The sequence below is a fragment of the Pandoraea pnomenusa genome (genome assembly GCF_040391475.1).
Classification (GTDB): Bacteria; Pseudomonadota; Gammaproteobacteria; order Burkholderiales; family Burkholderiaceae; genus Pandoraea; species Pandoraea pnomenusa_C.
Map to the genome: position 1 here is coordinate 86,970 of NZ_JBEBXS010000009.1, position 26,490 is coordinate 113,459.

Consider the following 26,490-nt stretch of genomic DNA (forward strand, 5'->3'; position numbering starts at 1 on the left):
CCGGCCTCAGCCGTATCGCGGGTTGGGGAATGCGGAAAAGGTTAAAAAAATTTCAGACTGCGGTGCGGCGCCCGCTCGTGCAATATCAGCGAAACACCATTCTCGAGTGGCTGGCGTTGATGGGCGCAGCGTTGGCGCTGAGCGTCGCCATCGGGGTATTCGGGTGGGGCCGCCAGGCGGACAGCGCGATTTACGACGCTGCGGTGAATGCCGCGACGGTTCGTGAGCACGCGTCGCCGGAGATCGTCGTGGTCGGCATCGACGACGCCAGCCTTGCCGCCATCGGTCGCTGGCCCTGGCGGCGGCGTGTGCTGGCCGATCTCATCGACCGGATCGCCGACGATGCGCCGCGCGCCATTGGTCTCGATGTCATTCTCTCCGAAGCCGACACACGATCCCCCGAAGACGACGCTGCGCTCGCGAAAAGTATCGCCCGAGCCCCGAACGTCGTACTGCCTGCGGTGGTCGAGACAACGCCGGACGGCCCGAGAATTCGCCATCCGCTGGGCCAGCTGGGCGGCCGGGAAGGGCATATCAACATCTTTCCGGACCCCGACGGTGTGGTGCGGCAGGTGTATCTTCGCGAGACCGTCGGCCAGCAATCGTTGACGCATTTTGCCGCCGCATTGCTCGACGCCTCCGGCGACACCGGTGCCGCACTGCCGCGTCGTATCGACCCGGGAGAGGCCGCCTTGAGCGGCGGTTGGGTCCGGCAGGATCGATTTCGCATTCCCTTCGCAGGGCCGCCGGGGACGTTTGCCCAGGTGTCCGCCGTCGATGTGCTGCGCGGCGAGACGCCGCGCGACAGGTTCCGCGGCAAGATCGTCCTGATCGGGGCAATCGCCAGCGGTCTGGGGGACGTGTTTCCCACGCCGGTCGCGCGAAACGGCGAGGGCATCAGCGGCATTGAACTGATTGCGAATACGGTGCAGGCGTTGAAGACGGGCCGCGGCATCGTCACGATGCCCTCGGCAGGGTACTGGTTGCTGACCATGCTGGTCGTGCTGGGCTCGGGACTGTCGTCACTGCTGCTTGCGCCCCGGCACGCGCTGATGGCGACCATTGCCCTTAGCGCGGGGAGCCTGGCGTGCAGTGTGGCGTTGGTCATGGCGCAGATCTGGTTTGCCCCGTTCAACGCGGCACTCGTGTCCGTGCTGATCTATCCGTTGTGGAGCTGGCGGCGCCAGGAAGCGGCGTTGCGATTTCTGAGCGACCGGCTCGACCAACTGGAGGGCGAGCCGGGGCTCCTGGCCATGTCGCCGGGCATGGAGCGCACGGGGCATCACCTCGACGCGCGGATGCTGGCGGTGTTTCGACTCACGACCGCGTTGCGCGATGTGCGCCATTTTCTGGCCGACGGGCTCGAAGCCCTGACCGAGGCGACCGTGATCTGCGATACGGACGGTCGTGTCTTGCTCGCGAACCGTCGCATGCACCAACTGGCCCCCCTGACACTCAAGGGGCTGGGCGTTCCCTCGATGCCGCATCCGGCGCTGCGCGACGTGATCGACGAGGTCTTCGTCTCGCCGGAGGTCGGCGCACCGTGTTGGGATGCGATCTTCGAAAGCCGTCACGGCAGCCGCGCTGACGCGGCGCAGTGCGGTGCCTTTGCCCGGACCGTCGACATGTCGACGAAGAGCGGGCACGAGATGCTGCTGCGTGGTGCGCCGCTGCGCTCGGATTTCGGCAGCGTTGCCGGTCATATCGTCACGTTCATCGATATCACCGAGCTGCGCCAGGCGGAGCGCCAGAGGGAGGAGTCGCTGCGATTCATTTCTCACGACATGCGTTCGCCGCAGGCGTCGATCCTGGGGTTGATCGACATGCAGCGCGTGCCGGGAAAGGGGTTGCCGGAGTCGCAGTTGCTCGAGCGCATCGGCGCCTACGCCAACCGGACGCTCGATCTGGCCGACGACTTCATTCATCTGGCGCGTGCCGAGGCGCCGAACTGGACGTTGGTCGAGACGGACATCGTCGGCGTCGTGCTCGATGCCACCGACGAACTCTGGGCCCTGGCGAAGACGCGTCAGGTGCGGCTGGAAACGAAGATCGAGGTCGACTCGCTGATCGCCGACGTCGAACCGTTCCTGTTGGTGCGTGCCGTCTCGAATCTCGTCAGCAATGCGATCAAGTTCAGCCCGCCGGATACGGTGGTGTCGGTCCGGCTGTACCCGGTCGGGCGCGACTACGCGATCGAGGTGAGCGATCAGGGGCCGGGCATTGCCCGGGCGCGGCAGTCGGAACTGTTCAAGCCGTTTTCCCGTGTGCCGCACGATGCGAAGTCTGCCCCGCCGGGCGCGGGACTGGGGCTGGTGTTTGTCAGGACCGTCGTCGAACGCCACGGCGGTCACGTGACGCTTCAAAGCGATCTGGGCGCGGGGGCAACATTCACGCTGGTGTTGCCCAACGCGGGGTCATCGGAGGCGTTTGCCGATTGACGGTGGCGGCGTTTGTGTCCGTCACGGTGTCGGTCGGCCGAGGGTGGTAAGGAGATGAGATGAGAATTGCCTTTGTCGAAGATGACGATAGTCAGGTAGAGATGATCCGCCACGTGCTCGAGGCGCTCGATTTTTCATGGGAGCACTTCACGGACGCTGCCGCATTCATGAGCGCTTTGCAGCACACGCACTTCGACATGCTGATTCTCGACTGGGAGCTGCCGGACATGTCGGGGCTGGAGCTTGCCCGATGGGTGCGGCGCGAGATGGGCGACCTGCCGCCGATTCTGTTCGTCACGAATCGCACACTCGAGGACGACATGGTGCTGGCCATCGAGGCGGGTGCAGACGACTACATGACGAAGCCCGTGCGTCAGGGGGAAATGACCGCACGCATTCACGCGATCTTGCGGCGTGCACTGCCTGAGGCGTCGCATGACGAAGATTCGATCGAGCTGGGGCCGTACAAAGTGCAAACGCGCGCCAAGCGCATCAGTCTCGACGGCGCAGTGGTGAGCGTTTCACCGCGAGAATTCGATCTCGTGCTATTCCTCTTTCGCAACATCGGCAAGACGATCAAGCGCGAAACGATGGAAAAGGCCGTGTGGGGACGTACGATCGGGAAGGACTCGAGAACGCTGGACACACATCTCTCGAGACTACGGGTGAAACTGGCGCTTCGACCGGAGAATGGCGTGAAACTCGTGTCGGTCTACGGGAAAGGGTTTCGTCTCGAGTGCGTGGCGCCGGACGAGCCGGATGCGATGGGAAAGAGTGAATATGCGCAGGAAGAAAGATAAAACGGGGGGGCGTGCTGCCGGGGTGGTGCGTGTGGTGCCCGGGGCGCAGGTGGCGCATGTGGCGCTCGGGCTGGCGGCGGCTGCGCTGGGGAGCTTGCTGCCGTGTGGCGCCGCATATGCGCAACCGTCGGGCGCGCAGGCGAATGACTTCCTCTATCGTGTCCAGCACGGCGACACGTTGATCGGGCTGGCTGATCGATACATGGACGGCATCGACGGCTGGCGCGTATTGCAGCGTCAGAATCGCGTGCCGGATCCGAAGCACCTGCAACCCGGCACGACGATTCGCATTCCGTTTGCCCGCATTCCGGTCATGCCAGCTCGCGTGCAGGTCGTTGCAGTACAGGGCGACGTGCGCAGCAACGGGGCACCGGTAAAGGCCGGCGACGCCGTGCCGGAGGGTGCGCACATCGAGACGTATGCGCAAAGCTCGGCCACGCTGGCGCTCAGCGACGGCACGCGGGTGACGCTTCCGCCGGATACCGAAGCCGACGTCAGACGTGCGCGGGTGTTCACCAAGTCGTCACTGACCGATACCGTCATCAAGCTGCGTCGGGGCGATGCGCAAACGCACGTCGCGCCGCGCGGTACGGGCGTCGGTCGATTCGAGATTTCCACACCGACGATGGTCACCGGGGTGCGCGGCACCCGATTCCGGGTCAGCGCAGGCACGCAGACGTCGCTCAGCGAAGTGCTGCAAGGCGAAGTCCAGGTGCGCGGCGACCGTGGCGATCAGCACCGCTCCATCATCGCCGGGCAGGGCGTGAAAGTCAGCCAGACCGGGGCCGTCTCCCGGCCGGTTGCATTGCCGGGCGCACCCGCACTGGTGCCGCTTGCGGGCGAGGTGGTGGGGAGTCGCGCGACGGTGACCTGGGCGCCGGTCAAACGCGCCGTCCGGTACCGGGTGGTGGTCGCGCGCGACGCCGAGGTAACCGAGTGGGTGTCGATCCAGTATGCCGACGCGACATCCGCCGGGCTCACCGGGCTGCCGGAGGGGCACCTCACGGTGGCGGTGACGGCGGTCGACGCGGACGGCTTTGCCGGCGCGGAAGGTGTGATGCCGATGACCGTCAGACTCCACCCGGAAGCCCCGTACATGTTGACGCCGTCCGTCGGGGCCCGACAGTACGGTGAAAGCACGTCGTTCGAATGGGCACAGGTCGAAGACGCCGATCAATACGAATGGCAACTCGCGCGCGAGGGGCAGTTCGACGCGGGCGCGGCAGACGTCCACACGCGGGCCACTACGTTGCGCCAGGACGTGGCGGTCGGCCCGTGGCAGTGGCGGCTCCGGTCGGTGCTGGCCAACGGCACCGTGGGGCCGTGGAGTGCGGCGGTGGCGTTCGAGGTGCGACCGCCCGGTCCCGTGCCGGATGTCGTGGACGACGGCGACGACACGCTTCAGCTCCGGTGGGACGGCGATGCGCCGGTGGCAGGACGTCCGGCGGTGACGTATCACGTCCAGATGGCGCGTGACGCGGGATTCGCCGCCCCGGTGCTCGATGTTTCCAGTGAGACACCTTCGATTCGCTTCGCCCGCCCCGATGCGGGCGAGTACTTCGTGCGTGTGGCGCGCGTCGATGACGCGATGGCAGGGGCGAGCGAAGCGAATCGCCTCGCAGCGTTCTCGAAGCCGCAGCGCATTCGTGTCGCGAATTACGTGCGCGACACGAAGGGGCAGTCGATCGGGACGGAGGAGGGCAGGCTGGAGCGCGGGCAGTAAGTCCGGGCCGTGTATGCACAAACGGGGCGCGCAATGGCGCGCCCGCCGCGACTCAGTCCCGCTTGAGCGGGTAGACCAGCAGAAGCAGCATGACCGCGCAGGCGAAGGCGGTGACGACCGTCGTGATGAAGCGGCCGCCGATCTCGAGTATGACGAACGTCGCCATCCATCCGCCGACGAGCCCGCCGAGCATGCCGACCGCCACGTTTGCCGGGAGACCGAAGCCGCCGCCGCGAACCAGCCGGCCCGTGATCCAGCCGGCAATGCCGCCCGCCGCGATCCAGTAAAGAAGGTCGTTCCCCATGTTGCGTTGATGCTCTCGAAATAGTCCGACGATGTGCCGTTTTAGGAGATTTTGAGGCCGTGCAGCCGCGGAATTGTCAACATTTGTGACCGTACCGACTTGTGCGAATGCGTTGGCACGCGTCGCATGCGCTGTATCAATTCTTTGCAGTTGCTGCGCCGGGCGGAAATAGACTGATCGGGTGCCGTTTGGCCCCCCGGTTTCGACGGCACATTCTCAAGAGCCAGGCACTTGTTGTCTGGCTCCTTTTTTTGTCTGGCGCGAGCGCAATGCCGCGCGGGACGAAGACGGGCGGCGCAGCGTGGCTGCGAGACGCTCCACTGCGGAGGTCGCCCGTCGCAATTGTTTGCAATCGCGAACTGCGTTCGGGATATGGTCGTTCAAAAGAAAAGGAGAACGGTCATGCCGTCGATGACTCAGCAGTATCGCGGGGGCTACATCATTATCGAGCACGAAGACTGCGGCGGGATACAGCGGGTCACGCGGTGCGTGTATTTCGGCACGTTGCTCGGCATCGAGATTCAGGCTCCCTTCAATGCGAGCACCTATACCGCTGCCGAGGCCATGCTCAAGATGCACGAGTGGGTCGATGAGCAGCTCGACAACCGGAATGCCTCACGCGCGTCGACGCGTCGGCACACGCTGCATTGATGTTGTTTCCCCAAACGAACGACGCCCCGGCGAGGGATATTTATTTGCGCGGGACGTCGGCATCAGTGGATATTTCGTAAGCGCCTCGCTATTATTTTTCACGAAATCACCGTAGATATCTCCGGCGGAAGACGCTGTCGTCGATGGTTGCATCTGCAACAAGTTGGCATGAAGCGACATCAATCATCACATTCCCATGCTGACCAGTACTTACAACCCATTGCTCGTCCTCTGCTCGTTGTTCGTGGCCATGCTGGCGTCGTATACCGCGCTGGATATGGCGGGCCGCATCACGACCGCACAAGGGCGGGCCGCGCATTGGTGGCTGGCGGGTGGTGCCTGTGCCATGGGCCTGGGCATCTGGTCGATGCACTTTGTCGGCATGCTCGCGTTCAGTCTCCCGGTGCCGCTGGGCTACGACCCTTTCATCACGTTCGTATCGCTGCTGATCGCGATTGCCTCTTCGGCATTCGCGTTGTGGCTGGTCTGTCAGCAAACGCTGCCGTGGCCGAGGTTGATCGTCGGTGCGTTGCTCATGGGGCCGGCCATTGCCGGCATGCACTACACGGGCATGGCCGCCATGCTGATGTCGCCGGGCATCGACTACGATCCGCTGCTGTTCTCGCTGTCGATCGTGATCGCGGTCGTGGCGTCGGGGGCGGCGCTCTGGATCGCGTTTCATCTGCGACGTCAGTCCACCCGGACGCGGCTTTTCCGGATCGCCGGTGCCATGGTCATGGGCGTCGCGATCGTCGGTATGCACTACACGGGCATGGCGGCTGCCCGGTTCCCGTTAGGCAGCATTTGCGGGGCGGCGCACACGGGCATCGACGCGGATTGGCTCGCGGTCGTGATCATCGTGGTCACGCTGGCGGTGCTCGCCATCGCGTTGATCGTTTCGGTACTCGACCTGCGACTGGAGTCGCGCACGGCGGTGCTGGCATCGTCGCTGGCGGAGGCCAATCAGGAACTCACCTATCTGGCGCTGCACGACAGTCTGACGAAGCTGCCCAACCGCGTGCTGATGGAAGACCGTCTGGAGCAAGCGATACAGGCGGCGAACCGCAAACGGGAGAACTTTGCGCTGATGTTCGTCGACCTCGACGGCTTCAAGGCCGTCAACGACGCTTTCGGGCATCGCGTCGGCGACCTGCTGCTGGTCGAAGTCGCACAGCGCATCAAATCGCGCATGCGTGCGCAGGACACGGTGGCCCGCGTCGGCGGCGACGAATTCGTGCTGCTCGCGAACGTGACCGAACCGGCGGACGCGGCCGCCATTGCCGAAGCGCTGAACCGGGCCGTCGAGGTGCCGTTCGAGGTGGAAGGCCATGAGCTGCGCGTCTCGACGAGTATCGGCATCGCCATGTATCCGGACGACGGCGAGCAGCAACGCGACCTGCTCTCGAACGCCGACGCCGCCATGTATCACGCCAAGGCCATGGGCCGTAACGGCTACTGCTTCTTCGAAAGCTCGATGAATGCCAACGTCCACGAGCAATTGCAACTCGTGCAGGATCTGCGCTCGGCGTTGGCGCGGCATGAGCTTGTGCTCCACTATCAGCCGAAGTTCGACGCGCCCTCGGGGCCGCTTATCGGCGCCGAAGCCCTGCTGCGCTGGATGCATCCGACGCGCGGCCTCATTTCGCCGGACCAGTTCGTGCCGCTCGCCGAGAAGACGGGGCTCATTCTGCCCATCGGCGAATGGGTGCTCGACGAAGCCTGCCGCCAACTGCGCGAATGGCATGATGCGGGGCATGCGGACTGGAGCATTGCGGTAAATCTCTCATCGCTCCAGTTCGGGCATGCCGGCATGGTCTCGGCAGTCAGTGCAGCGTTGCAGCGGCATGCGCTGGCGCCGCGCCACCTGACGCTGGAGATCACCGAGTCGACCGCCATGCGCGATGTCGAGGCGAGTCTCGCGATCCTGATGCAGCTTCACGACCTGGGCGTGCGGATCTCGATCGACGACTTCGGCACCGGCTATTCGAGCTTGCTTTATCTGAAGCGCCTGCCTGCCACGGAGCTGAAGATCGACCGCGGTTTCATCCGCGATCTGGCGCGCGATTCCGAAGACGCCGCCATCGTGTCGGCCATCGTGGCGCTGGGCCAGACACTCAATCTCCGGATCGTGGCCGAAGGGGTGGAGACGCCGGAGCAACAGGCGTTTCTCACCAATCTGGGCTGCGACGCGCTGCAAGGCTTCCTGCTGGGCAAGCCCATGCCCGCGCACCAGTTCGTCGATACGGTCGCGCGCATCGACGACGTGTCGTCTACGACTTGATGTGTCGCTCCAGCAGGTCGATGTCGTCGCGCAACAGCTTCAGCACGCCGGCGGCGCTTTGCTCGCTGAGCTGACGCGAGGCGTCCTGCTCCACCGAGCGTAGCGCCATATCGGCGATCTGCGCGGCGATTTCCTCGGGCTTGCGCGGCCCGGACGGCGTGAACCACCACGCAGTCCAGTTGCACATGCCGATGATCGAAAACGCGGCGACCTTCGGGTCCATCACCCGGAACTGGCCGCCCTCGATCCCCAACTCGATGGCCTGCCGGAACTGTTCGAGCACCGCGCGCCGCGACTGCTCGGCGAGCTTGCGCTGTTCGACCGGCAAGTTGTCCTCGTTGCGCTCCACCACACGGAATTGCAGCGGATGCGTGAGGATCAGATGCGCATGCCGCAGCACCAGATGCCGCAGCATCGCCGACGGCGAGCGCAGGTCGTCCGGGACCGCTTCCGATGCCAATTCCCCCGCCGCCCGCGTGACCACCGTGGTCAGCACTTCGAGAATCGCTTCCTTGCTCTTGAAGTAGTAGTACAGCGCCGGACGGCTCACGCCCACCACGTCGGCGATGTCGTTGAAACTCGTGCCGTCGAACCCGCGCTCGATGAATAGCCGTGTCGCGACTTCCAGAATGTTCTCCCGCAGCGCGTCGCGCTTTGTCTGTGCTTTGCTCATGACGATTGCCTTGCCTGTCCCGTGCTGTCGTGTCTTTTGACACTTGCGTCAGAAAAACCCAACGATAACCAAATTCCTGTGCCGGTAAAAGGCCTGTGAACCGTCCGTTTACGGGTTTTTACTACTCTGTCAAATTTTCGTCGAAATGTTTACCTATCCGTAAAAAATTGAACTAGTATGTAAAAAAAGGAGGTGGACAGATGAGTCAACAGCAACAGCGGCGCGGTGACGGCCAGGGCGCGACGGCGGGGTTCCTGAATACGGACTGGAACCCCCGCGACCTGCCGTTGGGCGCGACCACGCGCAACGTGGTGCTGCGAACCGCCGACGGCGCGGCCACCAGCGGGGCGCTTTACGTCGCCGGTGCGCCCGATACGGTGGTTTGCATCATGCATCCCCGCGAATTCATGGCCTGCCATTACCTGATTCCGGACATCGTCGGCGCGGGCTACGCCGCATGGACGCAGGCCCCGCGCTCGGTCGGCAACGACATGCGTCTCGAGCATGAGTTCGCGCTCTACGACGTGGCCGCCGCGATGCGTTTCCTGCGCGACGCCGGTTTCAAGCGCATCGTGCTGCTCGGTAACTCGGGCGGGAGCGGGCTTTATGCGCTCTATGTGCAGCAATCCAACATTGCACCGGCCGAGCGCATCGAGCGCACCCCGGGCGGACGTCCGACGAAGCTGGCCTCGCTCGACATGCCCGCCGTCGACGGCGTGGTGTTCGTGGCGCCGCATCCGGGGCAGGGCGCGCTGTTGCAGACCTGCATCGATCCGTCGGTTGTCAACGAACACGACGCGCTGTCGGTCGATCCGACGCTCGATCCGTTCGATGCCGCCAACGGCTATGTGCCGCGTCAAGCAGGCGCCGACGCGTCCACGCGCTATGCGCCTGAATTCATCGAGCGCTATCGCGCTGCGCAAACCGCACGCGTCGCGCGCCTCGACGCCACCGCACGCGATCTGATCGCGGCACGGCAGGGCGCCCGCGAACGTCTGAAGCGCGACGGTGACGGTGCCGATGCGCGCTTGCGCCGCATGGCGGCTCACACGCCGCTGATGACTGTCTGGCGTACCGATGCCGACCTGCGCTGCTTCGATCTCATGCTCGATCCGTCCGATCGTCGCTTCGGTTCGCTGTGGGGGAGTGACCCCTTCACGTCGAACTACGGCTCGGTGGGCTTTGGACGCGTGTGCTCGCCGGAAGCGTGGCTCTCCACGTGGTCGGGCCTGTCGTCGAACGCGTTGCTCTCGAAAACGGCGTCGGCCATCGTGCAGCCCACGCTGCTCATCGAATACACCGGCGACCAGGCGTGTTTCCCCAGCGTTATCGCCGACATCTACGCGAGTCTCGGTACGACGCACAAGGCGCACCGCCGCGTGCGCGGCGACCACCACGGCCGCGCGCTGGCCGATGGGGAGGAAGCCGGGCGCTATATCGCCGGACGTCTGCTGCAGGACTGGCTGCGAGAGACGTTTCCGCAATGACGCGGCAAACCATCGATCCGAATTCCTGAATTCTCCGAATCCTTTGCTTCCGGGAGACCCGACATGAAGTTGAACGACATCCCCGCGGCCGTACCTGCGAACCTCGCCTTGCGTCTGCATGGCGTGGATCACACGGCCCGGCCCACCTGGCGCCTGCGCGAAACCGTCGAGTTCTATCGCGACGTGCTCGGCCTGCCGCTGATCCACACGATTTCCGCGCGCGGCTGGGGACCGGCCACGCACCCGGACTTCCTGCACTTTTTCTTCGACAGCGGCAACGGCAGCACCATCGCTTTCTTCTACTACCTTGGCAGCAGCGAACCTGCGTCGCTCGCCGCGCGCCCGGGGCGTGCGCCACTGCCGGACGATCACGTGTTCGACGCGACGCACACCGCCTGGCTGGTCGACACGCAGGAGGAACTGCAAGCGTGGAAGACCCGGCTGGAAGCGCGGGGTGTGACCGTCTCGGCCGAAACGGCGCACGAAGTCATCGAGTCGATTTATTTCCGCGATCCGAATGGTTACTTCATCGAGATCACGCGAAAGCTGCGTGCGCTGGAAGCGATCGATGCCCGCGACGCAGCCGCCACGCTCGACGCGGCAATGGACATCGAAGACGAAGCGCTTGCGAGCGGTGTGCCGTTCGTGAGCATCGACGCTGTCTGGCAGCGCAAGGCCGAGCGTTTGTCCCAACGTGTCCAGCAGGAGCGCCGATCGTGAGCCATCATCCATTGCAGATTTTTGTGCTGAATGTGCCCGAATTCGCTTCGCTCACGCAGGCAGCACGCCAACTGCCCGCGTGCCGCGTGGAAGACACCGGCGACTACACGGTGATTTCCAGCGATGTGCCGATCGCCTTCGAGCGTCGTGCGCTGGGCCTGAAGCCGGCCGTCTGGTACGGCCTGTTCACGGGCGGCCTCGACGGCCGCATCGAAAGCTATGAACGCGACGTCGTGCGGCTCGCCCCGCGCGCATAAGTCAGCGTCAATCAAGAAGACGGGCAGGAGAGAACATGAGCGGCATTCATCACCGTATCGATGGCGTGACGTACTGTCCGCCAGCGCTGGCGCAGCGCTATTTCGCGTCGAACGCCTGGCGCGACACCACGCTGGGCGACGCCCTGCGGGCTACGGCCCGGCGCGTACCGGATCGTCACGCCTATATCAGCGACGAAGCGTCGTTGACGTTCGCCGATCTCGACGCGCGCAGTGAGCGCCTCGGCGCGGCACTGATCGAACTGGGGCTGTGCCCCGGCGATCGGGCGATCTTCCAGATGGGCACGACCGTCGACACCGTCGTCGCCCTCATGGGTGCTTACAAGGCCGGTGTCGTGCCGGTGTGCGCCGTGCCGCAGTACCGGGAAGTCGAGATCGGCCAGCTGGCCGAGCAATCGGATGCCCGCGCGTACTTCGTTCAGGCGGACTTCTCGGCGTTCGATCTGGTCGGCTTCGCACGCCAGATGATGGACAGGTACCCGTCGATCGAACACTTGCTGGTGGCACGCGGGCGCGACGGCTCGGGCGGGCACGCCATCGAGCGTCTCGTCGACGGCATGCCGCTGGCGCGCGCGCACGCTGTGCTGGCGGACATTCGCATCGGCAGCGAAGACGTGCTGAGCTTCCAGCTCTCGGGCGGCACGACGGGCGTGCCGAAGATCATTCCGCGTTTCCATGCGGAATATCTCGGTCACTCGCTCGCGTGGATGGATCACATCGGCATGACCGAGCACAGCCGCATGATCTGGTCGCTGCCGCTGCTGCACAACGCGGGCCAGCTTTACGTGCTCGCGTCGACTGTCGCCACGGGCATGACGACCGTGCTGATGCCGCGCGTCGATATCGCCCGGATGCTCGCGCTCATCGAGACGCACCGGGTCACGCACGGATTGTCGATCGGCCCCGTGGCACCGCAGATGATCGCTTACAAGGATGTCGCCCGCCACGACCTGTCCTCGCTCGAACTGTTCGGCACGATGAGCCGCGCGGATTCGCTCGAAGCCCACCTCGGCGTGCCGTGCTTCAACCTCTACGGCACGACCGAAGGCTTGCTGATGGGCGCCGGCGCCGGGCTACCGACGGCGCTGCGACATCACACGCAGGGGCTGTCGGGCTGCCCCGACGACGAAATCCGTGTGCTGTTTCCCGGCACCGACACGCCGGTCGAGGACGGCACGCCGGGCGAGTTGTGCTTTCGTGGCCCGTCGAGCCTGCGCGGGTACTACCGGGCCCCGGAGGCGACGGCGCAGACGATGACCCCCGACGGGTTCGTGCGCACGGGCGACATGGTGACGGTAAAGGTGATCGACGGCGTGCGTTGCTTCGCCTTCGAGGGACGCCTGCGCGACAACATCAATCGCGGCGGCGAGAAGATCGGCTGCGAAGAAGTCGAGGCGTTCGTGAGCCATCACCCGGCGGTGGCCGACGCCAAGCTCGTTGCCATGCCCGACCCGTTCTACGGCGAGAAAGGATGCGTCTACCTCATATTGCGCGCCGGTCACGCCGCGCCGACGGTGGGTGAGCTGGCCGAGTTTCTCGTCGGCCACGGGCTGGCGAAGTTCAAGTGTCCGGAGCGCATCGAGATCGTCGACGAGTTTCCGGTTACACGTGTGGGCAAGGTCGACAAGGCGTCGCTGCGCGCCACGATTGCCGCACGCATGACTGCAGAGGACGCAGGGTCCGTGCCGGCGACGAGCGTCAGCACCGCGTCGCAGCCGGCGAAGGAGGGCGCGTGATCAGTACCGAATATGTGGTGAGCGAACAGCCGTTCGTGGTGCGTCGCCAGGTGCGATGGGGCGAGTGCGATCCGGCCGGGGTCGTCTACACCGCGACGTTTTCCGACTACGTCATCTCCATTGCCGAACTGTTCTACGGATCGCTCTTCGGCGGCACGCCGCAGGCGGTGAAGCACCGGCACGCCTTCGGTACCCCGACGCGCGCACTCGAGTTCGATTTCCGTCGCTCGCTCTGGCCCGACGACACGTTCGATGTGACGGTGGAAGTCGCCGACGTCCGGACCCGCACTTTTACGTTGCTGATGACGGCGCGCAAGGCCGACGGCGACATTGCGTTCGTCGCGCGGCTCACGCCGATCTGCATTCAGCGTGGCGTGCGCGAGTCGATCGAGATGCCCGACGCGCTGCGCAACGCCCTCGAACGCTACCGCGCTGCCTTCGCGCAAGCGCCGCTCCCAACCCTTGCAGGAGAAACGACAACATGAGCTACACCGCATCGAAGCCCATTCGCATTGGCCAGATCGTGCCGAGTTCGAACACCACGATGGAAACCGAGATCCCCGCGATGCTGCGCGCGCGTGAGCAGATCCTGCCGGAGCGCTTCACGTTCCATTCGAGCCGCATGCGCATGCATCGGGTGGTGAAGGAGGAACTCGAAGCAATGAATCGCGAGGGCCTGCGCTGTGCGGCCGAGCTGGCCGACGCCCGTGTGGACGTGATGAGCACGGCCTGCCTCGTGGCCATCATGGCGATGGGGCCGGGCTATCACCGTCAGGTGGAGGAAGACCTGCGCCGGGTGGCGCGCGAGAACCATTGCGAAGCTGCCGTGATGACCTCGGCGGGCGCGCTGGTCGCCGGCCTGAAGACGCTCGGGGCCCGCAAGATCGCGCTGATGGCGCCATACATGAAGCCGCTGACGAAAGCCGTGGTCGAGTACATCGAGCACGAGGGCATCGAGGTGCTCGACGCGTTGTCGTTCGAGATTCCCGACAACCTCGAAGTCGGTCGACGCGACCCCATGCAGTTGCTCGACGACGTGAAGCGCCTGAGCACGGCCAATGCCGACGCGGTGGTGCTGTCCGCCTGCGTGCAGATGCCGTCGTTGCCCGCGGTGCAACTCGCGCAGGATCGGCTGGGACTGCCAGTCACGTCGACCGCCGTGAGCACCGTGCGGCAGATGCTCGATCACCTCGGGCTGGCGCCTGTGGTGCCCGACGCCGGGGCGCTGCTCGCCGGCGGGGCTGCGCAGCCGATGGCGCGCCTGGCCTGATGGCCCGCCGTCCGCTCATCCCCCATTCATCTTTCAGGAGCCCATCATGAGAATTGCCGTTATTGGTGGCGGGCCCGCAGGCCTGTACTTTTCGCTGCTGATGAAGCAGCGTCATCCGGAAGACGAGATCGTCGTCCACGAACGTAACGCCGCCGACGCCACTTACGGTTGGGGCGTTGTCTTCTCCGATATCGCACTCGCGTTCCTGAAGGACGCCGACGAAGCGTTCTTCCGCAAGTTCACCGCGCACCACACGCGTTGCGATCACATGGAGATCGTGCATCAGGGCGTGCCGGTGCGCCTGAGCAATAACCATTTCTCGCGCACGTCGCGCATCGACATGCTGCGCGTGCTGCAGGAAGCCTGCGCCGAAGTGGGCGTCGATGTGCGCTACAACAGCCACGTGACCGCCCCGTCCCAGTTGCCGGACGCCGATGTCGTGATCGCCGCCGATGGCGTGAACAGCGAGGTGCGCACGCGCATGGCCGAGCATTTCGGCCCGACCTTCGACGAGCGTCGCAACAAGTTCGCGTGGTACGGCACGTCGCAACTGTTCCACCCGGTATCGCTGATCTTCCGGGAGACGCCGCAGGGCGTATTCATGGCGCATGCCTATCAGTACAGCCCCGATCGTTCGACGTTCCTCGTGGAAGTCGATCCGGACACATGGGCGCGCTGCGGTCTCGATACGGCCTCCGAGGAGGAGAGCCGGGCGTTCTGCGAGCGGATCTTCGCCGACGATCTCGGCGGACATTCGCTGCTGACCAACCGCTCGAACTGGTTCCAGGCGCGCGTGGTGAGCAACGCGCGCTGGTCGCACGGCAATGTCGTGCTGCTCGGTGACGCGCTGCGCAGCGTGCACTTTTCGCTGGGATCGGGCACGCGCATGGCGATGCAGGACGCCATTGCGCTGTTCGAGGCGCTGAGCACGCATCGCAACGACGTGCCGGCAGCTTTTGCGGCATTCGAGCGCAGTCGCCGCAGCGCGTCGGATCGTTTCCAGGATGCTGCACGTCGCAGCCTCGACTGGTACGAATCGGTCGACACCCGCATGCATCTCGACCCGGTGAGCTTTGCCTACGACTACATGCTGCGCACCGGCCGCGTGACCCACGAAGACCTGCGCGAGCGGGACCCGGCGTTCATCGCACAAGTCGAGGCCAACACGGCCACGACGTTGCGCGGGCACGCCGCATAACCGGCAACACCCTTCGAACCATACATAAAAAGGGGCGACCACGCCCTCACCGGACAGGAGACATTCATGGACAAGCACGACACCCGGCAGACGTCAGTCGACGTGCGGGACTTCATCAACGCGGCCCCCGTGTCGCGCTTCCAGATCATGATCAGCGCGTTGTGCTTTCTGATCGTGGCGCTCGACGGCTTCGACATTGCCATCATCGGCTTTATCGCGCCGCACATTCGCGGCGAATGGCAGTTGTCGATGGTCTCGCTCGGGCCGTTGTTCAGTGCGGGCCTGTTGGGCCTGATGGTGGGGGCGTTCTGCAGCGGACCGATGGCCGATCGCATCGGACGCCGCCGTGTGTTGATCCTGTCCGTGGCGTGGTTCGGTGCGGCAAGCGTTGGCGCGGCGCTCGCGCCCAACGTGGGGTGGCTCATCGCCATGCGTTTTCTGACCGGGTTGGGGCTGGGCGGCGCCATGCCCAACGCCATCACGCTGACCTCGGAGTTCAGTCCCGAACGGCGCCGTGGCACGCTGCTCACGCTGATGTTCTGCGGTTTCTCGCTCGGTTCGGCGTTGGGCGGCGTGGTGACGGCCTACCTGGTATCGGGTTTCGGCTGGCGGGGCGTACTCGCCATTGGCGGATTGCTGCCGCTTGCGCTGGTGCCCGTGCTCTGGTTCACGTTGCCGGAATCGGTGCGATTCCTCGCGATCCGAAGCGGCACGCAAGCGCAGATCGCGTCGATTCTGGCGCGTGTGGCACCGGCGCGGGTCGCGATCGGGCAGCATTTCACGGCGGCCGATGACCGGTTGCCGTCGTCGCCCGTGGCGCAACTGTTTCATCGTGACTATCGTCGCGGCACGCTGCTGCTGTGGCTTGCGTTCTTCATGAGCCTGTTGCTGTTGTATCTGCTCATCAACTGGTTGCCGATTCTGGCCGAGCGCAGCGGGCTGACGCTCAAGCAGGCGTCGATGTTCGCCGGGCTGTTGCAGGGCGGCGGTGTGCTCGGCGCTATCGTGCTGGGCGTGCTGATCGACCGGTTCCATCCCTACAAGGTGGTTGCGGTGGCGTACCTGCTGGGGGCGATTTCGGTGGCGTCGTTGGCGGTGGCCGACGGGGCGGTGTGGCTGGCGATCGGTATCTTCGTCACCGGGTTCTGTGTGAGCGGATCGCAGGTGTGTGCGAACGTGATTGCCTCGGCGTACTACCCGACCTCCAATCGCGCGACGGGTGTGGCGTGGGCTTTGGGTATCGGGCGAGTGGGGGCCGTGGCCGGATCGTTCGGCGGCGCGTTCCTGCTGGCGGCCGGTTGGAGCAATGCCGGGCTGTTCACGATTCTCGCGATTCCGGCGGCGCTGGCTGCATTGGGCATTCTGCTGGCGGGCACGAAGCATGCGCGTAGCACGGCGTCGTCGGCGGTGACGCCGCGCTCCGGTACGGCCCTGTCGTAAGCGTCGACATGACGCGAAAGGATGCCGGCGCTCGCCGGCATCGGTTTGGCCGGAGTGTGGCCGGAGTGTTCACTCTCTTCATCGTTGGCCAATTCTGCTGCCCCTCGTCATACAACGGCGCGCTTCGGCCGCCTCGCTGCAGCGAGGGCGCGCCTCGTGTATTCTGGTCTTTCCCAAGGTTTCGCCCCGCGCGTGGCGATATGCGCGGCCCACCGAAGTCGGCAAGACCATCCGGTGCATGGCTTGCTGAAACCGGCGTTCTGACCGAACGCGAGGAGGACAGGCTTGCAGATAGGCACGCTCACATCGTTGAAAGTTTTTGAGACCGTTTCACCCGCCGACTGGGCGTTTGCAGCGGCCGCCGTGTTGTTGACCTATGCGGCACTGACCGGCGTGTTGCGTTTCGCCGTGGGGCGCTTCGGTGCGTTGTCGACGCGAGTGAAATCGCAGGCGGCGGGCCTGTTTGCCGAGGTGCTCGGGGCGACGCGTCATTTCGTGCTGCTGTGTGCGGCGCTGCTCATCGGGCTGAAGATGCTGGATCTCGGCGACGGGTGGGATGTCGCGATTGTCCGTGGCTGGACGGTGCTCTTCTGCTTGCAGCTGGCGTTGTGGGTCAATCGTGCCGCCGGTGTCTGGTCGAGGCGGCGCCTGCAGCATCGCGAGGCGGTGCCTGACAATCCCGTCATCGTCACGATGACCGCGTGGACGCTGCGTGTGCTTGCGTGGGCCGTGCTGCTGCTTGCCATGCTCGCGAACTTCGGCGTCAACATCACCGCATTCGTGGCGAGTCTGGGGATTGGGGGCGTGGCAGTGGCGCTGGCGGTGCAGAACGTGTTGAGCGATCTGTTCGCTTCGCTGGCGATCGGTCTGGACAAGCCTTTCGAAGTTGGCGACTTCATCGTGTTCGGCGACGTGGCGGGCACCATTGAGCGCATCGGCCTGAAGACCACGCGAATTCGCAGCCTGAGCGGTGAGGAGATCATCTGCGGCAACACCGAACTGCTCAAGAATACGCTGCACAACTACAAGCGCATGTTCGAGCGGCGGATCGTCTTCGCATTCAGCGTGTCGTACTACACGGTGCCGGACAAGCTCGCGAAGGTGCCGGCCATGGTCAGGGCCGCCGTGGAAGGTGCCGGCAAGACGCGCTTCGATCGCGCCCATTTCAAGCAATTCGGCGCGAGTTCGCTGGATTTCGAAGTCGTCTACTTCGTGCTCAGTCCCGATTTCAATCTCTACATGGACCTGCAGCAGGACATCAACCTCGCGCTCATGCGTGCCTTCGAGAAGGAAGACATTCGCTTCGCGATCCCGGCCAGCGTGCAGTTTTTTACGCGGGCACCGGAGCCGCCCGGCGAGGCGCCCGTCGCCCGCTGATTCCCCGCAAACCCGCATGCCTGCTGGCGCTCCGATAATGGCGTGGTACGATCAGCCAATCCACGTGATCGAACGCGTGGTTCCGATCCAATCCGGACCCGTTGAAAAAGCGGGTACTCAAGGGGGCCAGTATGTCTGCCGAGCAAAAGACGTCGCATCGCGGGTTCACCATCATCACCGTTCTCGAACGCCTCTCGAAGGGCCGTGCCCGGCTCTCTGCCAAGGTGCTCGCCAGCGACGAAGATCACAAGCGGCGACTCGGCGGCAAGAAGCTCCTGCAGGCCAAGCGCTGGTTCGATCATTTTGCTGACGATCTGGCAGCGCCCGTGATTGCGGGTCTCAAGCACACCATCGATCTCGAACTGGCGGCCGCCGCGAAGTTGGCGCCGAAAACGAGCAAGCCCGCCAAACCTGCCAAGGCCGCGAAGGCCGTGAAGCCCACGAAGCCTGCCAAGGCGACGAAGGCGACGAAGGCGACAAAGGCCACGAAGGCGACCAAACCCGTCAAGCCGCCGAAGGCAGCGAAGCCGAAGGTAGCGAAGGCGCCCGCGAAGGGAAATGGGGCGGCATCAGCGGGGGCGGCCAATGGGGTCGCTCCGGCCAATGTTGCGAAAGCCGCGGGCAAACCGGCGGGACCGCAAAAGGTAAGCAGCGTTGCAGGTGCGCGCAAGCGCGCGTCGTCCAGGCCTGCGGCGCCCGTGGGCACTGCCGCGCCCAAACCGCTGAAGGCGCCGACGTCGCGCGGCGCCGCCTGACGGCGATATTGTTGTCCTGATCGCGCGCTCGGGTCGTCGAACTGGCGGCCGGTGGTGCCCTCAGCCCTTGTTCCGAGGCATTCGGAACGCAAGAACGGCGCACGCCACGCAGGCGATGCGCCGTTTTTCATGGGTTCGTTGAACGACATAAACGGGGCGGTGCCTCAGCGCTTGCGCCGTATGACACGAAGTGAATCACGGGCATGTCGGTCGCGTGATGGCGGTTATCACGACCCGCGAAGTCTCTGAAGCGGACATCGCATATGCCGCGTATTTCGTGTGTTGCAAACGCACCACGCGTGTGCATAACGTGTCGTGGACGTGTCAAAATGCCCCCGGCTTTCCGACAACTAGCGGTGCTTTTCCTTCACAGGAAAGCACCGCTAGTCATTTGGTCAGCACTCCATTGCATATGCGGTTGCAGCATGCGGCGTCTCGAATGCGCTGCGCGACCGATGTCGACGGGGCGCCCGCATGAGGCGGGCAATAACGATAAGACCACTAACAAAGAGGAAATCATGAAGCGCTTCCAACTCACGGTGCTGGCCGCTGCCAGCTTCGCCGTTGCCGCACCGGCAATGGCCCAGAGCAGCAGCAACGTCACGCTCTACGGTGTGATCGACGCCGGTATCGGCTACGTCAACAATGTCGCGACCGGTCTGAACGCCAAGGGCGCGCACAACTTCCAGGCCGTGAGCGGCATTGGTCAGGGCAACCGTTGGGGCCTGAAGGGTACGGAAGATCTCGGCGGCGGCCTCAAGGCTCTGTTCGTGCTCGAGAACGGCTTCAGCCTGACGAACGGCAACGCGCTCCAGAACAGCCGCATGTTCGGCCGCCAGGCATACGTCGGCCTGCAAAGCGCACAAGCCGGTACCTTCACGATCGGTCGTCAATATGACTCCGTGGTCGACTTCGTGAGCCCGATCACGTCGGCCAAGCAATGGGCCACGCAGTACGGCGCGCACGTCGGCGATATCGACAACCTGTACAACTCGTTCCGTATCAACAACTCGGTCAAGTACACGAGCGCGAACTACGGCGGCTTCTCGTTCGGCGCCCTGTACGGCTTCAGCAACGAGCCGAATACGGGCAGCGGCACGGGCTTCTCGCACAACAACGCATGGAGCCTGGGCGCTTCGTACGCCAATGGCCCGCTCATGGCCGCCGTCGGCTACATGCACCTGTCGAGCCCGGGTACGGGTAACGCCAACGGTGCGGTGTCCAACGACTACTCCAGCGCCACGGACATCTTCTACACGAGCCCGGTCGACAAGCACGATATCGCTGCCGCCGGTATCTCGTACCAGATCCAGGCTGCGACCGTCGGCTTCGTGTACAGCTACGCCAAGGTGAGCTACACGAACCAGTCGTCGATCCGTGTGAACACGTTCGAACTGAACGGCAAGTACCAGTTCACGCCGAACATGCTGGGCGGTCTGGCGTTCATCTACAGCGATGGCAGCGTGGGCGGCGCCACGGCGCTGTCGGGCATCACCAAGGGCACGAAGCCGCGTTGGTTCCAGATCAACGCCGGTGGCGTGTACTCGTTCAGCAAGCGCACCGAAACGTATCTGACGGGCGTTTATCAGCGCGCAACGGGCGATGCCGTCGTGGCAGCGATCGACAACGTTGGCGGCCCGACGGGCACCGGCGCGCAGTCGCAGATCGCTGTGGTTGCAGGCGTGCGTCACAAGTTCTAAGCGAACTTGGCTGGCCAGGCGGGCCTTCCGGCCGAATCGGACCGGATCCGCCTGATGCCGAACCGGGCCTGGAGGATGGGCCGAGGCACCGTCCCCAGGCCACAACGGGCCCCACCGGCTTCCGGTAGGGCCCGTTGTGCTTCGTTGGCCCTCAAAACGTGTACATTCTGCGCACTTTGTGTGTATAATCACGACCTTGTCCAAAAAACGGGCATTGCGGGAAGTGGCTCTCACTGACGAACGATGAGGGTGCCGCTTCGCCATTAATCAACCGTTCAGCCAGTCTGGAAGGCGCGATACGGGGTTCACGAGGTGTGGGCCGGGTGTCGAAAGCCAATCGGGAGATCGCAGAGGAGGTGAGTCGCGGTCCCGCCGGATGTGGTGTAGTGCAGTCCGTTGCAAGTCCGTTCGTCGTGCCTGGCAGGAGGAATCTCCGGCAGGGCGGGGAAGGGTGTCTTTGCGCGGTAAGTTAAATTTCCGGCTCTCGTGAGCCGAATCACTATACGAGATATTGCATGACCAAGATCGTTATCAAAGACGGTGAACCCGTTGAAGTTGCACTGCGTCGTTTCCGTCGCGCTATCGACGGCACGGGCCTGATCAAGGAAGTCAAGGCGCGCGCCGCTTACGAAAAGCCGACGGCTGAGCGCAAGCGCAAGAAGGCGGCTGCCGTGGCCCGTCTGCGTAAGCGTCTGCGCAGCCAAACGCTGAAGAAGAAGATGTACTAAGCATGCCGTTGCGCCCCTCCGGCGCAATGCAGTGCGAAGTGAAAAACCCGCCGTGAGGCGGGTTTTTTTATTTCATTTCACCATAATTTTTGCGCCGAAATTCTCCGGGTTGCGCGGTACCCGGATAGCGCCGGTCAGTCGGCCCCAGCCTATATTTTCGGACTTTGTCCGAATTCCGAGCAATTTTGTCGGCTGCTCGTTGCTGAGGCAAAAACCGATATAATTGTCGGTTCGTGTGAAGGCGGTGGCCCCGGCTGGGAGGGCGTCGCGTGCGCTGCGAAGGTCAGGCGATTGGACGTTTCCGATCAGTCGGTGCGTCCACAGACGTTTGCCATTTGGCCTGCGGGCGTCAATTGAGTTGTCCATCATGAGTGCCCCATCTCTTGGGCTGTCATGATGCGGCAATTCCGGACTGCGTGCTTGCAAGTTGTGATGCGTTTGCGCATGAGAGGCGGTTCGATCTGTGAGTCGCTCCGGTGCAAGAGCTGCTGGGGCGGCTGCAGGTAGTTGTATACGTAACGGACTGTTAGAATTGTTCGGTTTCGTATAAATCAGAACTGATGTGAACGTTTCGGTATATCTTCAAGCCGTCGAGCTATGGGATATGAAGCGAAACGGACGTAACAGACGTAACGGAATTTGCTTTTTGCTGGCTTGGTTAAAAGATTGCGCAAGATCTACGCCAGTGTGCGAATTGGCGCGACAAAATGACGGTACACAGAGGCTTGCGAATCGAAGTCGAATCGGCGCAGTTTGAAACAGTCACCCGGAAATTCGCGCAATGTATGACCCCAACTGAAGAGTCTCGTTTGCGGCGGACGGTTACAGTGCGTCGGGGCCGTTGGAGGCGAAAGGATTGCGCCGTCACCGAATACCGTGGCCAACGATGAGCGTTGGCCACCCTGTCCCGGCGCCATTACGCCACATCGGTGAACATTCCAAAAGAACGCCTCTCGCCTGCGGAGGCTGGTGCGATGGCGACGATCGGCGTGTCCTGACAGTTGAGAGATTTCGTTCGGCTACGCTCACACGGAAGTTTCTGAGGCAGGGCGGAGAGTACGATGCCCGCTGCAACTTTTGTGAGCGGCTGAATAAAGAGGATTCGCGGCGATATCCCGATGAGAAAAATAGCACTGGAACGAGAGCGTGTTCATTTGCTGTGGCAATGAACTGTCTGCGGCGATTTCTGACGAATCGGACAACAATGTCGCGATGGGGCGGTGCCCCGGCTGCAATGGGTTCGGCGTGAGCGTATGCGTCAGGTGAACTCAGTCGCGGTGGTTTCGAGGTGCAAATCTGCGCCGGCCTGGGTTCACATGCACTGCAAAGTATTCGAGAAACAGGAGATTTAAATGAAGGCGGTAATTCTTGCGGGTGGACTTGGCACGCGACTGAGTGAAGAAACCGCGACTCGTCCTAAGCCAATGGTCGAAGTGGGCGGCAAGCCGATTTTGTGGCACATCCTGAAGATGTACTCTCATCACGGCATTCAGGACTTCGTCGTTTGCTGCGGTTACAAGGGCTATGTCATCAAGGAGTATTTTGCCAATTACTTCTTGCACATGTCCGACGTAACGTTCGACATGCGCAACAACCGCATGGAAGTTCATCAAAAGCGAGCCGAGCCCTGGAATATTACCTTGGTGGATACGGGCGACGATTCCATGACGGGCGGTCGGCTGCTTCGCGTCGCTGACTACGTCAAAGATGAAGAAGCATTCTGTTTCACTTATGGCGATGGTGTGGGCGACATTGATATTACCGCTACGATCGCGTTCCACAAGGCGCATGGTAAGGCCGCAACGCTGACCGCCACCTATCCGCCGGGTCGCTTCGGCGCGCTGGACATTCGCCAGAATCAGGTGATGAGTTTCAAGGAAAAGCCGAAGGGCGATGGCGCCATGATCAATGGCGGATTCTTCGTGTTGTCGCCGTCGGTGATGCAATACATCGAAGGTGATTCAACGACCTGGGAGCAGGAGCCGCTCATCAAGCTGGCCGAAACCGGGCAACTCATGGCATACGAGCACACAGGATTCTGGCAACCGATGGATACCCTTCGGGACAAGCATTTGCTGGAATCGCTGTGGGCAACCGGCGCGGCGCCGTGGAAAATGTGGGATTGAAGTTCTGGCGCTCTGCATGAATTTGATCGCTAGAAATATCGCTTATCTTTACGTGATCCAGGTCCTGCGGCTCTGCCTGCCGCTGGCCATGCTCTCCGTGCTCACACGGGTGCTTACGGAGGTTCAGTACAGCGTCTATCTGTATACGTTGGCTAGTGCCGCATGGCTCAGCGTTTTCGTGGAATACGGCTTCAATATTTCAGCGACGCGACGAATCGCAGGCACGAAGGATCCCGCCGAGAACAGGGTTGTCATCGTGCAAACGCAGTCAGCGAAGTGGATGCTGGCCGGCGTGTCGTTGATCTTCGTTGTTTGGGCGTTGACGCTGTCCTCGGTCTTCGGGCCATACCCGGAATGGGCGGCGTGCGCCTGGTTGCTCGGTGCCATGACCGGGATCACCCCCACCTATTATTTCCAGGCGCTTTCGCGATTGCGCATCGTCGCGCTGCTCGAGGTGATGGGGGGGGCGCTCACGTTTGGATTCGTGCTGGTGTTTGTGCGCCACGGCGAAGATTTCAGCATGTTGGCCGCAGTTCTGGTGGTCGTGCGATTTCTGGTGTGGCAAGTGCTGGAGCGCCGGATGATCACCGATGAGCGTGTGCGGTATCGCGATATCTTTACCGTGCGCCCTGGCCTGGTGGCACTCAAGGACGGCTTGCGGATCTTTCTTGTGCAAGGCGCGGCGAGTCTGTATACGTCCTTCAACGTTGTGCTGCTGGGCGGGGTGTCGACAGCTTACGCGGTGGCCGTCTATGGTTCCTGCGAACGGTTGGTACGTGCCGGATTAACGTTTATCGGTCAAGCGACATCGGCGATTTTCCCGTGGTTGAACGGGCTGAAGGCGACATCGCCGCAACAGTTGGACCGGATGCGAAGGCTCGTACTATTTGCCTTTTTTGCGGTATCCGTGGCGGTACTGCCGGTGGTCTACTTCCTGGCCCCGTTGATATCGACCCTGCTTTTCCATGACAAGTTGCCGGACATCGCATACGTGCTGCGGATCATGTCGCTCGTGATACCCGCAATTGCGGTCAGCAATGTTCTGGCAATGCACTATCTGGTAGTGGACCGTAGGGAGCGAACGCTCAATATTGTGGTTTTTTCTGCGGTTCCCATTAACCTGGTTGCTGGCTACTACCTGTCGCTCAAATATGGTGCGACAGGCATGGCTGCCACGTGGGTGGTCATTGAGTGGCTGATAACCCTCAGCCTGGCCACGATCATTTTTTTCCGCGTTAGATCTCCCGAAACAGACCGATGACTCAGACAAACACGACCACCTTTGCCTCAACGTATCGTGACAAACGTGTGCTGGTTACCGGCCATACCGGCTTCAAAGGTTCATGGCTGACCGCTTGGCTGTTGAAGCTGGGCGCAAAAGTGATCGGCTTCTCTGATCGCATTCCGACGGACCCGGCCATGTTCGAGGTTCTGGGCCTCGAGAGCCGAATTGAGCATCACGTTGGCGATGTCCGTGATTTTGCGGCGCTGAAGCATGTTATCGAGACATCGAAGCCCGACTTCATTTTTCACCTGGCGGCGCAGGCGATCGTCTCGACGTCATATGAGAACCCGCTCGACACGATTTCCACGAACGTGATGGGTACGGCCAACGTTCTCGAAGTACTTCGGCATGTGACGCATCCCTGCACGGCGGTGCTCATCACCTCTGACAAATGCTACGAGAACGTCGAGTGGCCGTGGGGTTACAAGGAGACGGATCATCTTGGCGGTCGCGACATTTACAGCGGCTCCAAGGGGGCAGCGGAGGTAATCGCGCATTCGTACTACTGGGCGTTTTTCCGTGACCCGGCCAAAACGCCCGTGCGCATTGCGACCGGACGTGCGGGCAACGTCATCGGTGGCGGTGATTGGGCCAAGGACCGGATCATCGTCGACTGCGTGCGGGCTTGGTCCAAGGGGGAAACGGTGGAGATCCGCAGCCCGGATGCGACCCGTCCCTGGCAGCACGTGCTTGAGCCCCTGAGTGGCTATCTGACGCTTGGCGCCGAGCTGGCCCGTGACCAGACACTGTGCGGCGAATCGTTCAACTTTGGCCCGCGCACCGAACAGAACAAGACCGTGGTGTCGTTGCTTGGCGACTTGCGCAAGCACTGGGTTCAGGATTCAACCGGTGAACCTTACCGTATCACCGGTCATGTCCCCTTCCATGAGGCGGGACTGCTGCGCCTGAACTGCGACAAGGCCGCGTTTTACCTGAAGTGGGAAGCGAGCCTGACTTATGCAGAGTGTGTCGGCATGGTGGGGCGCTGGTATTCGAATTTTTACTCGGGGCAGGCCGAGGATGCCTATTCGTTGACGCTGGATCAGATCGACCAATATCAGGCTGCGGCCACGAAACGAGGGCTGGCATGGACCAGGTGATCCAATTGCAGTGCGGCGCGATTGTGACGCCGCTCAAGCGAATCCTGAACCCCAAGGGTGATGTCTATCACGGCCTGAAGGCAACAGACGACACCTTTTTCGGCTTCGGCGAGGCATATTTCTCGACGGTCTATCCCGGCGTTACCAAAGGATGGAAGCGGCATGAGCGCATGACGTTGAATCTCGTTGTGCCCGTAGGGGAAATCGACTTTCATCTGCGCTCCGATGGCGAAGCGACGACCGATTGCATCCGATTGGGTGAAACGAACTATGCCCGTCTGACGGTTCCGCCTGGGCTCTGGATGGCGTTTACCGGTGTTGGCGAATCGCTTAACTTGTTGTTGAACGTGGCAAGCATTGAGCATGACCCGAGCGAAGCGGTGAACGTGCCACTGGAATCGTTCCCGCTCGGGAGGGGCTGAC

General features: G+C 63.0%; 24 protein-coding genes. 21 read left to right on the forward strand and 3 right to left on the reverse strand.

Annotated features, from left to right (window positions below; translation table 11 throughout):
- Nucleotides 1-77 precede the first annotated feature (77 nt).
- From ABWO90_RS11870 to ABWO90_RS11880, 3 genes are read left to right on the forward strand one after another with little or no spacing between them, the layout of a single operon-like run.
- Nucleotides 78-2,438, forward strand: coding sequence for a CHASE2 domain-containing protein (locus ABWO90_RS11870; RefSeq protein WP_353191435.1), 2,361 nt, complete (start codon nucleotides 78-80; stop codon nucleotides 2,436-2,438).
- Between the two features lie 59 nt (nucleotides 2,439-2,497).
- Nucleotides 2,498-3,238 carry a response regulator transcription factor gene (locus ABWO90_RS11875; RefSeq protein ID WP_353191436.1) on the forward strand — a complete coding sequence of 247 codons (741 nt, stop codon included), beginning with the start codon at nucleotides 2,498-2,500 and terminating at the stop codon, nucleotides 3,236-3,238.
- Nucleotides 3,219-4,961 (forward strand): FecR domain-containing protein, encoded by a 1,743-nt coding sequence (locus tag ABWO90_RS11880; RefSeq protein WP_353191437.1) that lies wholly within the window; start codon nucleotides 3,219-3,221, stop codon nucleotides 4,959-4,961. The genes ABWO90_RS11875 and ABWO90_RS11880 overlap by 20 nt, the downstream gene beginning before the upstream one ends.
- Before the next feature lie 52 nt (nucleotides 4,962-5,013).
- Here the strand turns inward: ABWO90_RS11880 and ABWO90_RS11885 are convergent, their stop codons facing one another.
- Nucleotides 5,014-5,265, reverse strand: coding sequence for a GlsB/YeaQ/YmgE family stress response membrane protein (locus ABWO90_RS11885; protein WP_353191438.1), 252 nt, complete (start codon nucleotides 5,263-5,265; stop codon nucleotides 5,014-5,016).
- Between the two features lie 402 nt (nucleotides 5,266-5,667).
- Between ABWO90_RS11885 and ABWO90_RS11890 the strand changes: the two genes are divergently transcribed.
- Together ABWO90_RS11890 and ABWO90_RS11895 are read left to right on the forward strand one after the other, a co-directional pair.
- Nucleotides 5,668-5,916, forward strand: coding sequence for a hypothetical protein (locus ABWO90_RS11890; RefSeq protein ID WP_353191439.1), 249 nt, complete (start codon nucleotides 5,668-5,670; stop codon nucleotides 5,914-5,916).
- A gap of 196 nt (nucleotides 5,917-6,112) precedes the next feature.
- Entirely contained in the window at nucleotides 6,113-8,197 is a 2,085-nt protein-coding gene (locus tag ABWO90_RS11895) for a putative bifunctional diguanylate cyclase/phosphodiesterase (RefSeq protein ID WP_353191440.1), read from the forward strand.
- Here ABWO90_RS11895 and ABWO90_RS11900 read toward each other — a convergent pair.
- A complete protein-coding gene (locus ABWO90_RS11900) occupies nucleotides 8,187-8,870 on the reverse strand; it encodes a TetR/AcrR family transcriptional regulator (RefSeq protein ID WP_353191441.1) in 684 nt (227 codons plus the stop codon). The two genes, ABWO90_RS11895 and ABWO90_RS11900, sit on opposite strands and share 11 nt — an antisense overlap.
- Before the next feature lie 200 nt (nucleotides 8,871-9,070).
- Between ABWO90_RS11900 and ABWO90_RS11905 the strand changes: the two genes are divergently transcribed.
- The 12 genes from ABWO90_RS11905 (at nucleotide 9,071) to rpsU (ending at nucleotide 21,556) form a co-directional block, all read left to right on the forward strand.
- Entirely contained in the window at nucleotides 9,071-10,357 is a 1,287-nt protein-coding gene (locus tag ABWO90_RS11905) for an alpha/beta fold hydrolase (RefSeq protein ID WP_353191442.1), read from the forward strand.
- Between the two features lie 63 nt (nucleotides 10,358-10,420).
- A complete protein-coding gene (locus ABWO90_RS11910; protein WP_353191443.1) occupies nucleotides 10,421-11,077 on the forward strand; it encodes a VOC family protein in 657 nt (218 codons plus the stop codon).
- Complete coding sequence (locus ABWO90_RS11915) at nucleotides 11,074-11,334, forward strand: hypothetical protein (protein ID WP_353191444.1); 261 nt, start codon at nucleotides 11,074-11,076, stop codon at nucleotides 11,332-11,334. The genes ABWO90_RS11910 and ABWO90_RS11915 overlap by 4 nt, the downstream gene beginning before the upstream one ends.
- A 35-nt stretch (nucleotides 11,335-11,369) precedes the next feature.
- Nucleotides 11,370-13,088, forward strand: a complete 1,719-nt coding sequence (locus ABWO90_RS11920; protein ID WP_353191445.1) for an AMP-binding protein — start codon at nucleotides 11,370-11,372, stop codon at nucleotides 13,086-13,088.
- Nucleotides 13,085-13,573: an acyl-CoA thioesterase gene (locus tag ABWO90_RS11925; RefSeq protein WP_353191446.1), complete on the forward strand. Its 489-nt coding sequence runs from the start codon at nucleotides 13,085-13,087 to the stop codon at nucleotides 13,571-13,573. The genes ABWO90_RS11920 and ABWO90_RS11925 overlap by 4 nt, the downstream gene beginning before the upstream one ends.
- Complete coding sequence (locus tag ABWO90_RS11930; RefSeq protein ID WP_353191447.1) at nucleotides 13,570-14,358, forward strand: maleate cis-trans isomerase family protein; 789 nt, start codon at nucleotides 13,570-13,572, stop codon at nucleotides 14,356-14,358. Before ABWO90_RS11925 ends, ABWO90_RS11930 begins: the two co-directional genes overlap by 4 nt.
- Nucleotides 14,359-14,404: 46 nt before the next feature.
- Nucleotides 14,405-15,556: an FAD-dependent monooxygenase gene (locus tag ABWO90_RS11935; protein ID WP_353191448.1), complete on the forward strand. Its 1,152-nt coding sequence runs from the start codon at nucleotides 14,405-14,407 to the stop codon at nucleotides 15,554-15,556.
- A gap of 66 nt (nucleotides 15,557-15,622) precedes the next feature.
- Nucleotides 15,623-16,996, forward strand: a complete 1,374-nt coding sequence (locus ABWO90_RS11940; RefSeq protein WP_353191449.1) for an MFS transporter — start codon at nucleotides 15,623-15,625, stop codon at nucleotides 16,994-16,996.
- A 309-nt stretch (nucleotides 16,997-17,305) separates the two neighbouring features.
- On the forward strand, nucleotides 17,306-18,373 hold the full coding sequence (locus ABWO90_RS11945) for a mechanosensitive ion channel family protein (RefSeq protein WP_353191450.1): 1,068 nt from the start codon (nucleotides 17,306-17,308) through the stop codon (nucleotides 18,371-18,373).
- Nucleotides 18,374-18,504: 131 nt separating this feature from the next.
- Entirely contained in the window at nucleotides 18,505-19,128 is a 624-nt protein-coding gene (locus ABWO90_RS11950; RefSeq protein WP_353191451.1) for a hypothetical protein, read from the forward strand.
- A gap of 518 nt (nucleotides 19,129-19,646) precedes the next feature.
- Nucleotides 19,647-20,828: a porin gene (locus ABWO90_RS11955; protein ID WP_353191452.1), complete on the forward strand. Its 1,182-nt coding sequence runs from the start codon at nucleotides 19,647-19,649 to the stop codon at nucleotides 20,826-20,828.
- A 515-nt stretch (nucleotides 20,829-21,343) separates the two neighbouring features.
- Entirely contained in the window at nucleotides 21,344-21,556 is a 213-nt protein-coding gene (gene rpsU / locus ABWO90_RS11960; RefSeq protein ID WP_010806331.1) for a 30S ribosomal protein S21, read from the forward strand.
- 72 nt (nucleotides 21,557-21,628) lie between these two features.
- Here rpsU and ABWO90_RS11965 read toward each other — a convergent pair whose 3' ends face one another.
- A complete protein-coding gene (locus ABWO90_RS11965; protein ID WP_353191453.1) occupies nucleotides 21,629-21,925 on the reverse strand; it encodes a hypothetical protein in 297 nt (98 codons plus the stop codon).
- A gap of 983 nt (nucleotides 21,926-22,908) precedes the next feature.
- Here ABWO90_RS11965 and rfbF point away from each other — a divergent pair.
- The 4 genes from rfbF to ABWO90_RS11985 are packed head-to-tail and all read left to right on the forward strand — an operon-like array spanning nucleotide 22,909 to nucleotide 26,489.
- A complete protein-coding gene (gene rfbF, locus ABWO90_RS11970; RefSeq protein WP_353191454.1) occupies nucleotides 22,909-23,682 on the forward strand; it encodes a glucose-1-phosphate cytidylyltransferase in 774 nt (257 codons plus the stop codon).
- A gap of 16 nt (nucleotides 23,683-23,698) precedes the next feature.
- Nucleotides 23,699-24,943 carry an oligosaccharide flippase family protein gene (locus ABWO90_RS11975; RefSeq protein ID WP_353191455.1) on the forward strand — a complete coding sequence of 415 codons (1,245 nt, stop codon included), beginning with the start codon at nucleotides 23,699-23,701 and terminating at the stop codon, nucleotides 24,941-24,943.
- A complete protein-coding gene (gene rfbG, locus ABWO90_RS11980) occupies nucleotides 24,940-26,067 on the forward strand; it encodes a CDP-glucose 4,6-dehydratase (protein ID WP_353191456.1) in 1,128 nt (375 codons plus the stop codon). Before ABWO90_RS11975 ends, rfbG begins: the two co-directional genes overlap by 4 nt.
- The gene (locus ABWO90_RS11985) at nucleotides 26,055-26,489 is read left to right on the forward strand and encodes a dTDP-4-dehydrorhamnose 3,5-epimerase (protein ID WP_353191457.1); all 435 of its coding nucleotides are present in this window, start codon (nucleotides 26,055-26,057) and stop codon (nucleotides 26,487-26,489) included. Before rfbG ends, ABWO90_RS11985 begins: the two co-directional genes overlap by 13 nt.
- The last annotated feature ends 1 nt before the right edge of the window (nucleotide 26,490 follow it).

Excerpts from the sequence above, each read along its gene's own strand:
- ABWO90_RS11885 (WP_353191438.1), bottom strand. The coding sequence starts at position 5,265 with ATGGGGAACGACCTTCTTTACTGGATCGCGGCGGGCGGCATTGCCGGC.
- ABWO90_RS11900 (WP_353191441.1), bottom strand. The coding sequence starts at position 8,870 with ATGAGCAAAGCACAGACAAAGCGCGACGCGCTGCGGGAGAACATTCTG.
- rfbG (WP_353191456.1), top strand. The coding sequence starts at position 24,940 with ATGACTCAGACAAACACGACCACCTTTGCCTCAACGTATCGTGACAAA.
- ABWO90_RS11975 (WP_353191455.1), top strand. The coding sequence starts at position 23,699 with ATGAATTTGATCGCTAGAAATATCGCTTATCTTTACGTGATCCAGGTC.
- rfbF (WP_353191454.1), top strand. The coding sequence starts at position 22,909 with ATGAAGGCGGTAATTCTTGCGGGTGGACTTGGCACGCGACTGAGTGAA.
- ABWO90_RS11910 (WP_353191443.1), top strand. The coding sequence starts at position 10,421 with ATGAAGTTGAACGACATCCCCGCGGCCGTACCTGCGAACCTCGCCTTG.
- ABWO90_RS11920 (WP_353191445.1), top strand. The coding sequence starts at position 11,370 with ATGAGCGGCATTCATCACCGTATCGATGGCGTGACGTACTGTCCGCCA.
- rpsU (WP_010806331.1), top strand. The coding sequence starts at position 21,344 with ATGACCAAGATCGTTATCAAAGACGGTGAACCCGTTGAAGTTGCACTG.
- ABWO90_RS11950 (WP_353191451.1), top strand. The coding sequence starts at position 18,505 with ATGTCTGCCGAGCAAAAGACGTCGCATCGCGGGTTCACCATCATCACC.
- ABWO90_RS11965 (WP_353191453.1), bottom strand. The coding sequence starts at position 21,925 with ATGATGGACAACTCAATTGACGCCCGCAGGCCAAATGGCAAACGTCTG.
- ABWO90_RS11895 (WP_353191440.1), top strand. The coding sequence starts at position 6,113 with ATGCTGACCAGTACTTACAACCCATTGCTCGTCCTCTGCTCGTTGTTC.
- ABWO90_RS11905 (WP_353191442.1), top strand. The coding sequence starts at position 9,071 with ATGAGTCAACAGCAACAGCGGCGCGGTGACGGCCAGGGCGCGACGGCG.
- ABWO90_RS11940 (WP_353191449.1), top strand. The coding sequence starts at position 15,623 with ATGGACAAGCACGACACCCGGCAGACGTCAGTCGACGTGCGGGACTTC.
- ABWO90_RS11955 (WP_353191452.1), top strand. The coding sequence starts at position 19,647 with ATGAAGCGCTTCCAACTCACGGTGCTGGCCGCTGCCAGCTTCGCCGTT.
- ABWO90_RS11880 (WP_353191437.1), top strand. The coding sequence starts at position 3,219 with ATGCGCAGGAAGAAAGATAAAACGGGGGGGCGTGCTGCCGGGGTGGTG.
- ABWO90_RS11935 (WP_353191448.1), top strand. The coding sequence starts at position 14,405 with ATGAGAATTGCCGTTATTGGTGGCGGGCCCGCAGGCCTGTACTTTTCG.
- ABWO90_RS11875 (WP_353191436.1), top strand. The coding sequence starts at position 2,498 with ATGAGAATTGCCTTTGTCGAAGATGACGATAGTCAGGTAGAGATGATC.
- ABWO90_RS11890 (WP_353191439.1), top strand. The coding sequence starts at position 5,668 with ATGCCGTCGATGACTCAGCAGTATCGCGGGGGCTACATCATTATCGAG.
- ABWO90_RS11985 (WP_353191457.1), top strand. The coding sequence starts at position 26,055 with ATGGACCAGGTGATCCAATTGCAGTGCGGCGCGATTGTGACGCCGCTC.
- ABWO90_RS11930 (WP_353191447.1), top strand. The coding sequence starts at position 13,570 with ATGAGCTACACCGCATCGAAGCCCATTCGCATTGGCCAGATCGTGCCG.